The sequence below is a fragment of the Embleya sp. NPDC056575 genome (assembly GCF_042793325.1).
Classification (GTDB): Bacteria; Actinomycetota; Actinomycetes; order Streptomycetales; family Streptomycetaceae; genus Embleya.
In genome coordinates, this window is record NZ_JBHTVA010000006.1 from 103,723 (window position 1) to 116,505 (window position 12,783).

At 70.9% G+C, this 12,783-nt stretch carries 9 protein-coding genes and 1 pseudogene; 5 read left to right on the forward strand and 5 right to left on the reverse strand.

Annotated features, from left to right (window positions below; genetic code table 11):
* Nucleotides 1-16: 16 nt before the first annotated feature.
* Genes ACFRCG_RS06540 through ACFRCG_RS06550 form a run of 3 tightly spaced genes read left to right on the forward strand, consistent with a single transcriptional unit; the run spans nt 17 to nt 7,304 of the window.
* Nucleotides 17-2,224 (forward strand): hypothetical protein, encoded by a 2,208-nt coding sequence (locus tag ACFRCG_RS06540; RefSeq protein ID WP_380029424.1) that lies wholly within the window; start codon nt 17-19, stop codon nt 2,222-2,224.
* Between the two features lie 13 nt (nt 2,225-2,237).
* Nucleotides 2,238-5,696 carry a hypothetical protein gene (locus ACFRCG_RS06545; RefSeq protein WP_380029426.1) on the forward strand — a complete coding sequence of 1,153 codons (3,459 nt, stop codon included), beginning with the start codon at nt 2,238-2,240 and terminating at the stop codon, nt 5,694-5,696.
* A 36-nt stretch (nt 5,697-5,732) separates the two neighbouring features.
* On the forward strand, nt 5,733-7,304 hold the full coding sequence (locus ACFRCG_RS06550; RefSeq protein WP_380029428.1) for a hypothetical protein: 1,572 nt from the start codon (nt 5,733-5,735) through the stop codon (nt 7,302-7,304).
* A gap of 494 nt (nt 7,305-7,798) precedes the next feature.
* On the opposite strand, the gene ACFRCG_RS06555 is transcribed toward ACFRCG_RS06550, so the two are convergent.
* From ACFRCG_RS06555 to ACFRCG_RS06570, 4 genes are all read right to left on the reverse strand, one after another.
* Entirely contained in the window at nt 7,799-8,356 is a 558-nt protein-coding gene (locus ACFRCG_RS06555) for an alpha-ketoglutarate-dependent dioxygenase AlkB family protein (RefSeq protein WP_380029429.1), read from the reverse strand.
* A 95-nt stretch (nt 8,357-8,451) separates the two neighbouring features.
* Nucleotides 8,452-8,580, reverse strand: coding sequence for a hypothetical protein (locus tag ACFRCG_RS06560; RefSeq protein ID WP_380029430.1), 129 nt, complete (start codon nt 8,578-8,580; stop codon nt 8,452-8,454).
* A 153-nt stretch (nt 8,581-8,733) separates the two neighbouring features.
* Nucleotides 8,734-8,982, reverse strand: a complete 249-nt coding sequence (locus tag ACFRCG_RS06565) for a hypothetical protein (RefSeq protein ID WP_380029432.1) — start codon at nt 8,980-8,982, stop codon at nt 8,734-8,736.
* Nucleotides 8,983-9,344: 362 nt separating this feature from the next.
* Nucleotides 9,345-9,587 (reverse strand): helicase associated domain-containing protein, encoded by a 243-nt coding sequence (locus ACFRCG_RS06570; RefSeq protein ID WP_380029434.1) that lies wholly within the window; start codon nt 9,585-9,587, stop codon nt 9,345-9,347.
* Between the two features lie 231 nt (nt 9,588-9,818).
* On the opposite strand from ACFRCG_RS06570, the pseudogene ACFRCG_RS06575 reads away from it, so the two are divergent.
* Nucleotides 9,819-10,235: pseudogene (locus ACFRCG_RS06575) on the forward strand (OsmC family peroxiredoxin); the annotation flags it as partial.
* Between the two features lie 188 nt (nt 10,236-10,423).
* On the opposite strand, the gene ACFRCG_RS06580 reads toward ACFRCG_RS06575, so the two are convergent.
* Nucleotides 10,424-10,744, reverse strand: a complete 321-nt coding sequence (locus tag ACFRCG_RS06580) for a hypothetical protein (RefSeq protein ID WP_380029436.1) — start codon at nt 10,742-10,744, stop codon at nt 10,424-10,426.
* A gap of 985 nt (nt 10,745-11,729) precedes the next feature.
* On the opposite strand from ACFRCG_RS06580, the gene ACFRCG_RS06585 reads away from it, so the two are divergent.
* A complete protein-coding gene (locus ACFRCG_RS06585; protein WP_380029438.1) occupies nt 11,730-12,740 on the forward strand; it encodes a HEAT repeat domain-containing protein in 1,011 nt (336 codons plus the stop codon).
* The last annotated feature ends 43 nt before the right edge of the window (nt 12,741-12,783 follow it).

Below are 12,783 nucleotides of genomic sequence, written 5' to 3' on the forward strand. Positions count from 1 at the left end.
CACCAGGAGGACCACCGTGACCACCGCACCCCAGGCCGGGGCTTTTGACCCACCGCGCCCGGCCACCGCCCACCGCACCCGCTTCTTCGACCACCGCATCCCCTCGCTCCACGCGGGCCGCTACGAGATCCACAACAATCAACTGCTCCGCGACACCGACGGCGCCGACCGGCCGCTCGACGGCACACCCCAACCCTTCGCCGTCATCCAACCCCGATTCGCCATCGCCCCCACCGCCGTCAACGCCCGCTACCCGGTGCCCGACGCCGTCGGCACGTACAGCGAGGTCCTGCCGCACATCAACCTGGACACCCCCGAACTCCCGTGGGCCCGGCTGCTCGGCGACCTCGGCGAACACGACAAGAGCATCCCGTGGATGGCCCTGTTCGTCTTCCGACCCGGCGAACTGGACGAGGACCCCGAGGCGGTCGGCGCCGTCACCGTCGACACCGTACGCAAACTGCTCGCGGGGGAACACGGCCCCGGCCGCCCGCCGGACATCGACCCGAAAAGCCTGCGCCCCGACGAATGCGACGAGAACTGCGTCAGCATCCACGTGCCCGCCACCCTGTTCGACCAGGTCAAGCCGCTTCCGGCCGAAATGGCCTACCTCGCCCATGTCCGGGAGGGCGGCAAACCCGACGCCACACGCGCCGGCGCCAGCCCGGAACCCGACATCGACCAGCTCAACGCCGTCGTCGTCGCCAACCGATTCCCCGACGCCCGAGGCGGCCTGCACGTCTGCCACCTCGTCAGCCTCGAAGGCCACGACGACGCCCTCACCGAACCCGCCGCCGCCGAGGGTGTCCGACTGGTCTCCCTCACCTCCTGGACCTTCGAGACACGACCCGACGACGGCACCGGCTTCGGCGACGTGGTCCAGCGACTCGCCACCACCGACGGCGTCACGCCACGCCGGGACCTGCGTCTGCGGGTCCCCGTCACCGAACCGGCGAATGTGACGGAGCCCCAGCGCGAAGCGCTCGACCGCGTCGCGGGCGGCGCCACCACCCTCCCGCAGCGCCTGCCCACCGGCGAACGTACGATCGCCTTCCACCGCGGACCCTTCACCGCCCTCAAACCCCAGCCGCTGCCCGACCCCGGCGAGGGCCGGGTACGCCTGGACTCCTCCGGCGAAGCACTCGTCTACCTGGAGAAGTACGGCGTCTTCGACACCTCGTACGCCGCCGCCTTCACCGCCGGACGCACACTCGCCCTCGCCGACGCCGACTACCGGAAGGCCCTGCTGGAGTTCCGCAAAGCCGCCCGATTCGCCCTACGCCGCCTCGCCTCCCACCCGGGTCTGGTCGGGCGCGCCGTGGCGGCCCGGGACCTCACCGCGCCCCTCGCGATCGCATCCTTCGACCGCATGCTCCTGGACGACGACGGCGCCCGACTCGGCCGCGCCGTCCGCGAAGCCCCCGCCGCGGTGCGCGCCGGCCTCCGGCGCACCACGACGACGCGGGCCCGGCGCACGACCGGCGACATCGGGACGCTGCTGGCCGACACCTCCGTGCGGTCCCTCGTCCGCGAAGCGGCCGGCGACGAGTTCGAGGGCGTACGGGCCTGGCTCGATCGGCTGCGCCTGCTGGAGATCGCGACCTTCGACAACCTCGTCCCGGACACCCGGAGGCTGCCCCAGGAGAGCATCCGCTTCTTCCACGTCGATCCGGAGTGGATCCGCGCCGCCGTCGACGGAGCCCTGAGCGTCGGCGTCGGCCACGCCCTCGACGCCGATCTCAACAGCCTCGCCGTGGACGGCGGGCCGGTCCCGGAGTGCGGCGTGCTCGTGCGGTCGTCGCTGATCCCCGGTTGGCCGACCACCATCTTCACCGGGCTGCGCGCCGAGGTCGACGTCGAGCCGCTGCGAACGGCCGACTACGGCACCGACGTTCGACTCGTGCTGTACCCGCGGGTGATCGACCGCTTCGAGATCGCCGAACCCCCGCGCGGCATCTGTTTCGGCGTCGGCAACGTCGGCACCATCGAACTCCGCGAGATCGACGGCCCCCGGATCGGATACCCGATGGGCGAGTTCCCGGCGGATGCCGACTTCGGCAAGTACCTCCGCGACCGGGACACGGGGGTCCTCAACATCGGCGGCTCCGGCACGGCCCTGCTCGACGGTCTCGACACCGCGCACGGCGGCGTCCGGCTGACCTCGGCCCAGTTCGCCCTGCAGATGATCCAGGCACCGCAGGTGCAGTCCTTCACCCGCCTGTGAAAGGAGGCCCGAGATGTCCGCGGACACCACCCTGGTCGTTCCCGTCGAGGTGGCGGCACTCGCCGTCAACCGGCAGACCCGCGACACCGGCGACGATCACGTCATCCAGCGCTGGAACACGAATTTCCGAGGTGTCGCCCAGGGCAATCCGCCCGAACCCGCTCCTTTCATGGGCCTGGAGCAGTGGCGCGGAGACGAAGACCGGCTCGGCGTCTACCTCCAGTGGGAACTGCCCGCCGCCCTCACCCGCGGCCGGCACGACGAGGACGAGGGCGTCGGCGACTTCCCGCTCGTCCCCAACCGCTGGCTGGTGGTGCGACACGAGGACGGCACCTCCAACGTCAGGGCGTGGATCGTCGAGAGCGACTACCTCGACCCCACCAACGGCACTGTCTCCTTCCAGGCCCCGGACACCGAGCACCCCGAAGCCACAAAGATCGGCAAGTGCCACGATCTGACCGAAGCCTGGCGCGAACCCGACGACCGGCACACCCCGTTCCTCACGGCGATCGGCCCCGGGCTGCCGACCTTCTCCGTCTTCCAGCCGTACAACACGAACGTGTTCTCCATGCACGACACACTGACCGGCGTCGAACCCGTCGAACGGCTCGGCTACTTCGTCGCCGGCTGGTACGCCCAGCCCGACAGCGACATCCTCGCCGGAACCGAGGACCTCTCGAAGCTGCTCGACGATCTCGGCTGGACGGCGCCGCCCGGATCCGGCAGCGGTATCCGCAGGTCCGTCTACTCCGGGACCGTCCTCGGCCTCGACTGGCAGATCGACGGCGTAGTACCGCGGTCGAAGTGCCCGCACCGCCGCGACGTCACCGCGACCGTCGCCAACAGCGTGATGGAGGCCGTGGGGGAGACGGGGACGTCCGCCGAGGGTGTGCTCTCCGTCGAGGAAGCCGAACTCTTCCGGGCGTTCCTGCTCGGCGGAACCGAGGCGCTGGCCGAACGGGACCTGCCCGAAGCGGACATCCTCACCGACCGCCGCGCCCACGACATCGGCTTCGGCCCGGTCCCCGGCGGCTATCACTGGTTCATCGGCGCCCGCGACGACATCGAACCCGACGCCCCCTCCGCGCCCGCCGGACGGACCCTCCTCGTCCGGGACGAGGAGGAGAACACCCTGCTCCGGCAGCTCAACGAGCTCCAGGCCCGGGCGGACGGGCGCGAACGCGAACTCCGCTCCGCCCGCGAACGCCTCTACCAGCTGTGGTGGCTCACCCAACGCGAGGACCAGCCGGACATCTTCCACGAAGGCATCGAGGACGCACTGGCACAGGCCAAGGCGGAGGTCGAACGGCTCTCCGCGGATACCGCCCGCGACTCCCGGCTGCCGACCGGCAGGACCGCCGACCAACTCGCCGCCGACATCGAACGCAAGTACCCCAAGTACAAGGCCCGTTCGGCCCGAACCCTGATCCGCGCGCCCCGCCAGGACTTCGAATACAGCGCCGATCCGGTCCTCGCCCTCGAAGGCGCCAACCTGCACGCCCCGCTCGTCCGTAAGGAATCCCTGCCCTGCCGCACGCCGGATCGCCTGGTCACCGCGGCATCCGGAGTGACGGGCAGTCAGGTCGCCCCGCTGGTCGCGAAGGTCACGTTCACCAACCTCCCGCCCTGTTTCCCGGCCCTCGTCACCGAGTTCTTCATCCTCGACAAGGCGCTGAAGACCGGCAACTACACCAATGTCATCGGCACGATGCCCACCTTTGGCACCAGTGAGTGGGAGATGCCCTGGCAGCCGCTGTTCCTGATGTGGAAGGCGGAATACTTCCCGCTGCCCTTCCACGACGAGGGCGGCGACCACTGGGAGTTCATCGAACGCTCCCGCTACCGCTGGAAGGGATGGCCCGAGGAGGGCCCGCCGCAGGAGATCACCACCATCATCGCCTCGGGCCGACAGATGCTCGCCCCCACCGCCGGGCACGTCCTGGAAGGCGAGATCGCCATTCACGCACGCCGCCGCGACGGCCTGATTCCGGCCGAAACCCTGCGCAGGCTACGCTCCGACGCCAAGGAGACCGACGTCCTGTCGCAGGTCCTCGACGGCTTCGGGGCGGCGATCGCGCAACGACAGCCGGCCGGCGCCATTCAACCGCCTCCGGACGTCGCCGCCCTGCTGGGCGACGGCGACTTCGCGCCGCCCGACCCCGGCGGCGCACCGGCCGACGATTGGGATCCGTGGCCCCCGTCGCGGTTCCAGGAACTGCGGGCCGGGCAGATGGCCTTCCTCGACCTGTCGGTCGTGGACCGGTTCGGCCGGGCCGTCGACCTGATCGGCGATGCGCTGCACTTCCGGCCGGAGATCGTCCGCACGATGGAACCCAGGTATTTCGCCCAGGAACAGGACGCCGACCGACTGATCGAACTCGGCCCCAGACTGCTCCAACCGGCCCGACTGCGCTTCGACTTCCTGTCCGCGGACGGCGACGAGGACGTCGAACTCGCCCCCGGAAACAACCCCGTCTGTGCGTGGCTGGTGCACAACCGGCTCGACAAGTCGCTGGTGGTGTACGAACCGACCGGACTGGTTCTCGGCGAACTGCGCGTGACGCTCGACTCCCGGTCGACCAGGGAGGTCTCCTGGTCCGTGCTCCCCGGATCGAACATCACCGACTTCGAACAACTCCGGACGGTCTCCGCACACGCCTACGACCTCCTCGAGCCCGTCAAGACCAGGGGGCCCGAGGCGTTCGACGCCTTCCGGGCCACCGTGGACAAGGCCCTGCACACCATCGACCCGGAAGGCCCCGCCGATCCCGGCCTGGGCTTCCTGCTGGGTCGCCCGCTGGCCCTGGTCCGGACCCGACTGGAGATGCAGGCCCACGGCCCGCTGGCCTCCGACGTCAGCTGGCGGATGCTGTTCGAGGAGACCGAACGCGAACTGCCCTCCTACCCCTGGGTGGTACGCATGGGCGAGGCGGACCAGACCGACGACGGCGTCGTCGGCTACGTCACCGACGGCGACTACGAGCACTTCGACACCGTCGTCGACCCGGTGACCGGCGCCGGCGACTACCTGCGCCCCATCGGTGACGTGCCCGCGCTGTGGCTGAACTTCGGCGACCGCAACACGACCGTGCTCACCCTCCTGGTCGACCCGCGCGCCGCGGCCCACGCCACCACGGACATCCTCGCGACCAAGAAGGTCCTCGTCCCGCAGGAGTTCACCGACGCCGCCCTCGCACGCATGTCGGTGAACTTCCGCACCGGCGATCTCCTCGCCGCAAGCGTGAACCTGTACGGCCCGTCCCGGGAACCGCAGGAAACCGTCCTGATGCCCGTGCCCGCGACCGTGCTGGGCGAGTGGTCCTGGACCGAGAACCGCCGCGGAGTGTGGGAGAAGCTCGCCATCCAGCCGCAGGACGCGACCGACCTGCCGCTCGCCGACCCGGAGATCAGGTCCGGGTTCCTGACCCTGGACAACGCGGCGGCGCACACCCGTTCCAACGAAGGGAGCTGACGAGACATGGGTCTGGTCACACAGAGTTTCACTGTCGTGTCCGCAGACGAACCGCTCCTGTCGTACGACCTGACGACCGCCCCGGACCCGGTGGAGGCATCACCGGAGAACCCGCAGATGCCGCCGGAGACCTGCGAACTGATCATCGTGGCGTCGCGGCGCAGTGGCACGGCGGCCGACGTGGCGTCGATCAAGGTGAAGATCCCGGCCGGCACGGCCGCTCCCGACCTCGCGCTCGATCTGAGCAGGGCGGTGGCGTCCATCAGCCTGTCCGGGTGGTCGGTGGCACTGAACTCGTCCACGGAGGAGTTCGTGTTCACGCCGGTGGCGGAGTACGAGACGATCGGCCCGGACACGTCGATCACCATCCGGATCTCGGAGCTTCCGGTGAGCCGTAAGGTCGGCAGTTGTCCGGTGACGGTGACCGAGCGCTCGCGCACGGGCAACAGTGCCTTCTGCAACCGTGAACTGGTGTTCAGCGTGGGCAAGTTTCCGCCCGGCTTCTACATGCGGAACCTCATGTGCGACCCCTTGGTGATCGACAACGGTGGCGACGTCACCCTGACGTGGGAGCGCTCGGCGAACGCGGCCTATGAACTGCTGTACGGGCGCACGTGCCTGCCCGTCACCAACGTGTCCACCCGGAAGATCACGAACGTCACGTCCGACACGACGTTCTACCTGCGGGGCACCGTGGGTCAGGCCCCGGACCAGGTGGTGCGGATCCTGGCCGCCCAGGTGACGGTCGTCAAGCCGCACCTGGAGGTCGGGAATCTCGTCGTCCACGGCACGACCACCGCCAAGGGCGACGTCACGGTGGACAAGGACAGGACGCTGTATGCGCGCACCATGATGGGGCTGGGGCAGAATCCGACGATCGACGTCGGCGGGCACCTCAACCTGTCGTCGTCGGACCGGACGACCACCGTCAAGGGGCCTTTGGTGGTGGAGGGCACCACGACGGCGAAGGACGACGTCTCCGTCACCGAGAGCGGTTCGATCGTACGGATCAGGGACCTGCGAGGACCGTCCGCCGTTCCCCTGACGATCAACAGCCATACGAACGTATTGCCGGGCAACGACGTCACGATCGCCGGCAACGTGACCGTGGCCACGGGCAAGCAGTTGTCCGCGGCGAAGATCGTGGTGGGCGCCGACGGCCTCACGGTCGGGGGACCGTTCGCCGCGACCGTGTCCACCATGGACATCGTCGGCCCCGCGCAGGTCTTCCCGCTGACCTTCGGCCGGACCCTGGCGTTCACCGCGCCGACCGCGGGCCTGGCGATCGGCGAGGTCCACACCACCGGCAACTCCCGGAACTCCATCGTCAAACTCTCCGGAAACGGGACCAACGTCAGAGCCTCCGCAATGCGTATCGACGGTCGTACGGCCGCCAACGTGGCGGTGTTGCCGATTCGCAAGGGCGCCTCGTGCAGCGTCTACTTCGGGATGGAGGGCGGTGACAGCGGACCCGAATTCAGGGCCGCCTGGCTCGTCTGGGTGCCGTTCGGCAAGGGTGGCATCACGCCGTCCTCGGTCGCGGGCGACGTGGACCCGCCGGACTCCGAACCCGAGGAGACCCCGGAGAAGTCCGCCTCGCCCGCCTGACGGATCGGCCCCGCCGCCCACCGGGACGACAAGACCGGCTACGACGGGCCGATCCTCAAGCACGGTACGTACGCCGACGTTCCGCCGATCCGAGCCCCGGCACGCCTTCCGGCCGCCGGGGCTCGCCCGTACAGGCAGGGTGGGGTGTGAGAACCCGACCCGTCGGTCGGCCGCGCTTGTCCCCACGGCCACCCGGGTGCCTGCCACGGGCGGCCGAAACCGTACCGGGCGCACGGCACGGCGCCCGGTACAGGGGACGATGATGGGTGAAGGGCTGATCCTGCGCAACGCCGTCGGTGCCGGTGGTCACGCGAACGCAGTTCGCCGGACAGACTCCGCCGGTGCGCCTGACGCAGATCTCGCTCTTCCAGTCCGCCGCGCTGTTCAGCGTCGCGATCGGCACGGAGCGAACCACGTCGACGGTCTTCTTCAGCGTGACACGGTAGCGTCCGGCTCCGCCCTTGCCGACCGATTCGACAGGGTCGCCTAGCTAGCTAGCTCGTCGGCCGCGTCATTGCTTGGCGGAAGGTGAGACTGATGCGGGGGCCGGCCGCGGGTTCCCGGGGGACGGCGTGGGTCCAGCCGCGTTGGGTCACGGCGGTCATGAGCAGCACCGAGCCGTGCACGAGGGCGAGTTCGTGGCGGTGGTTTCGGTCGAGGCTGCGGAAGGCGAGGCGGCGCGTCGCGCCGAGGGAGACGATCGCGATTGCGCTGCCGGGGCTGAGGCCGTCGTAGGAGTCCTGGTGGAAGCCCATGGTGTTGTCGCCGGTCTCGTACAGGTTCGCCAGGCAGTTGTCGAAGGGATGACCGGCGTGTGAGCCGGCGCGGGTGCCGATCGCGGCGATCCGCGGGGGCATGGGTGCGACATCGTGACGGCGCCCGGAGTAGTCGTACGGCACGCCGAAGCAGGCGGTCCGGCGTGCCCGCATGTCTTCGTCCCAGGTGACCTCGGCCAGGACACGGGCAAGGTCGGTATCGGGATCGGCGAGCGCGTCCGGGTGGTAGCGGATGTCGAGAGGTGGGGGAGGGGGTGGTGGGGATGGCGGTGGCATCGATTCTCCAGGGGACCGACGGGCCACGTCGTGCAGTGGCCGGTCGTCATCGCTTGCGTTGTTCGATGCGACGAGTATCCCGTGGTCCGGGCCGGTCAGGGTCGCTCTTGCGACGACGTCGAAGAGGCGATCCGCGCGTGGCTCAGTGCGAGTTGGTCGCCGAGCCAGGCGAGCATGGCCACCAGCGCGAACAGGTCGTCGGTGTGGTATCCACCGACGTCCACCCGTGATGTGCCGGGTCGGCCTGGGGGCTGGGCCGATCCGGGGGCGGATCCCGGCGACGGGGGGACGCCGGACCACCACGCCGGGCCCGACGACCGGGGCGGCCCGAGGTAGCGCGGGGGTGGGCGGTTCGGGCGGGCCGGGGCGTGGTCGGGTCAGCCGCGGACGAAGAATCCGTCGAAGTCGCCGCCCGCGCAGATGGTGCCGGTGGGTGACAGGGGGTTGTCCTGGACCTGTCCCCCGCCCACGCCGCACCACTCCCCGCCGATGAAGCCGCTCGGGGCGCCGGCGGATGCCGTCGACGCCCGCGGCACGGCGGTGCCGGCCGCGGCGGCCCGGCCGACGCCGCCGAGCAGCGCGGCGACCACGAGAGTGGCGACGGCGGTGAGGGTACGGATCTTCACGGGGGACTCCGATCGTGCGGGGGTCGAGGGGACGACGGGCACGATCCCCCACCGCCCGCGCGCCCACACCCCGCCTAGCCCGACCCCACCCCCACACCACCCGGTCGGCCCTTTGGTGTGGGGCCGGCCGGCGCCCGCCCGTCCGCGACCCGCCCGGCCGGCCCGGATCCCCCGTGAACCGGGCACGGATCCGACGCGGACCACACACCGCCCCCCGACCACCGCGCACCCCGGCGCCGATCCGCCCCGACCGATTCCCGTCGCCTGGGGCGTCGTCCTTGGAAACGATGGGGCAGGAACCGGTGTTCGGGCCGGTCGGGGCCGATGTGCACCCTCGAAAATGCGCAGGCTGTACATGGGGTTCATCGTGAGTAACCCCAATCCACCCCGGGCCGGGCCGTCCCGGCCCGCGTCCGGCGCATCCCCAACACGTGCAACTCCGCGATCCGCTCGGCCGCCGGCTTCGCCCGCCTGCTCCTGCTCGTGGTCACCCACACCCCCACCCTGACGTCCTCCGGCCACCCGTCGAACGCCACCACCGACTCCACGTGGGCGCGCGGCACCTCCACATGCCCCGCCCGGGCCGGGTACGCCGCCGCGGCCACTGCGATCGTCCATGCCCGCCCGCCGGGCGTGTGCTCGGAACAAGGCCGGTCCGAACCGCCACCCGGTCAAGGCGTCGTTCTCGGAGCGCGCTGTCGGTGTTCGTGGTCCCGGACGGCGTTCCCGTTGCGGGGATTCACCCGATAGGGGTAACCGGTCGGCAATGGAGCGTGCCCGCGATGTGGTCGGATCGAACCGACCCACACCGTCACCGACGACGAAGGATGTTCACCATGGCGACCACACGCACCGCACACACCGCATGGGAGGGCAACCTCCTCGACGGGTAGGGGCTCGTCACCTTCGACTCCTCCGGCGTCGGCGAGTTCCCCGTGTCCTGGCCCGCGCGCGCCGAGGCCGCGAACGGCAGGACCAGCCCCGAGGAGTTGATCGCCGGCGCGCACTCCGCCTGCTTCTCCATGGCCCTCGCCCACGGCCTGACCGGTGCCGGCACCCCGCCCACCAAGCTGGAGACCAAGGCCGACGCCACCTTCCGGCCGGGCACCGGCATCACCGCCATCCACCTGACCGTCGTCGGTACGGTGCCGGGCCTGGACGAGGCCGCCTCCGGATCCGCCGGCCTGTCCGTCGCCATCGGACGGACGCGGACGTCGTGCCCACCCGAGACCGTCGCGGCGGCGCTGCGCGGCGGCGCGTACCTCGCGTGCGACGTGGCGGTACGCGAGGGCGAACGGGCCGTCGGGCAGAGCCGGGACGCGGTCGGCGACGCGTCGTTGCGGGCGTGCGCGCCAGGTGTGGGAATCGGAACTCGCCCACTCGGCGTGGGTCTCGCGCTCGCCGCCCCTCGATTCCGCGAGCGAGCGTGAGTCGACCGGGTTCAGCGGGCGTCCTGGCGGTTGTCTGTGGCCGGTGTGGGGAGGAGGTGGTCGAGCGGCCGGGCGTCGTCGTGGGTTCCGCTGTGGGGAGTCGAGTTGGTGATGCCGATGTGGACCGGCCCGCGGGTGGTGCGTGTCTCCAGCGTGGTCCACTGGTCGAGTTCGTGTTCGGCGTAGGCGTGGAGCAGGGCGGCGAGTCGGATCTCGTGGGCGGGGGTGAACCGGTTCTCCCGCGCACCGAGCGGCGGCAGCAGAGGGTCGATCGAGTGGAAGTAGCCGTCGGTGGTGCCCGGGGGGAACGTACGGAACATCTCGAGGTACACGTCCCCCGTACTTCGTCCGCACCCGCAGTATGGCCACCTCGTCCAGGACGTGTTCGGCGTATTCGTGCAACATCAGGGCGAGTTGCCGTCGGTCGGTGTCGTCGAACCCGGTCATCGCGCCAGCGTATAGGTGCCCCTCGGGGGTCCCACCCGAGCGGGTTCCGGTTCCCGGCCCGCGTGAGGCGCGGATCGCGACCGCGTGCGACCGCGCACTCGGTGGTGTCATCTCTCGGGCGGGTTGGAGTGCAGTGGACGGCGGTAGATCTCCGCAGTGTCGGTTCCGGATCACGGAGCGATTGCCGTGCTCGCCCACTGCGATGGTGACGTCGGCGCCGCAGTGCAGGCGGCGGACGGCGAGGGGAACGCGTCGGTGAGGTCGTCGAGCCCCCCACGCCCAGGCCAGACGCCCCTCGAGCGCGAGCATGCCGCACAACCGGTGGATGTAGTGCGCTTGGTGCGCGTGGTCGGTGAGATGCGCGTCCGCGACGACCGCCGTCTTCGCGATCCGCGCGGCGTGCGGCTCCAGCGCCGAGTCGTATTCGCGGTACCGGCGTCCCACCGAGACGATCTCAGCGGCCAGGTGTCCCGATCCTCGGGGGCTCCGTCCACGGCGGCTTCCCACAGGGGCAACGCGGCGAAGCTCGCGCGGTACACGCTCTTGTCCCCGACACAGCCTGCCGGCCGGGCTCGGCGCCGAAGTCCGGCGCGAACGAGGATGCGGAGCATCCCGCGAACCACGCCACGAGACCACCGTCGACGCCGCGAGCGCGAACTCGCCCGGCGACCGCCCACGACCGTGTCCAGGTGCGCCCTCGGCGACGCCGCTCCGTAGGACAGCGCGGGGTGTCGGTGGGGCCGGCTACGTTGCGCGCGCCGGTGTCCGGCGCGGCGGCGTGGCCGCTCCGAGGCGGGCGGGAGTGCGTGTCGACGCGTCGTGGGCCGACGTGTTGCCACCCGGTGTGGGGGATACGGGGGAGGGGCGGGGATGGGCGAGGGTGGGGACGTCGAGGCGTGGAGCGCTGGGGAGGCGTCGGGGGAGGAGTACGGGTCGCAGGGGTGGGAGGGGACGGATGGGGACGTGTGGATGGTGGTGGCGGGGATGTCGTTCGACGTTCGGGAGGGTTTCCGCTACGAGCGGGTGCCGTTCGCCCGTTTCGCCGACGAGCCCGACGTGCCCGGGGAGTTGGAGCGGATGCGCTCCGCCGATCCCGTCACGGCACGCGAGGCGAGGCAGGCGTTGGGGTGCGCCATGTACTGCGAGGGGTGTCGTTTCCCGGTGGGGGCGTTGGCGGTGCCGTTCCTGCTGCGCATCGCGGCCGACCCGTTCACACACGATCGATCCTCGGGATTGAGGATGTGCGCGTTGGTGGCACGCCGGAACTTCTGGGACGACGGGTCCCGGGCCGGTCTGCTGCGGGTGGCGTACGCGGACGACGACGTGCGTTACGGCGTGGACGCCTCCGTGCAGAACTGGGTGATCCGCGCGGCGCGGGACGCGATCGCCGCGGACGCGCACATCCCGATCGCACTGCTGGACGACCCCGACCCGCAGGTGCGCGAGATGGCCGCCTACGTCCTGGCCGCCGCCTCCGACCGGGCCCGGGAGATCGCCACCGCCCTGCACGCCCGCCTCGACGTCGAGCAGGACGCCCGCGTGCGCGCGGGCCTGGTCCTGGCGATCGCCCAACTCGCCCGGGAACACCGGCACGAGGACGCCGCCGCGTTCACCCACGCCCTGTGGTCGGACACGACCCGCACCCCGGAGGTACGGGTGAGCGCCGCGCTGGGGTGGCTGTGCCTGGCCGACGACCCCGTCCCCGACACCCTGCGCACGATGATCGAGGAGACCGTCACCCCCGAACTCCACCGACTCCTGTCCCCGACGCCCTGGCTGACGCAGGTCGACTACATGGGCGCCGACGGCTTGTCGCACACCCTGTGGCAGATGCTCGACCCCGACACCTGGCCCGGCCCCGCGCCGGAGCCCTGCTTCTGATGTCGTGCCGGAACTGCGGTGTTCGCGGCCCGGAGTGAGTCGG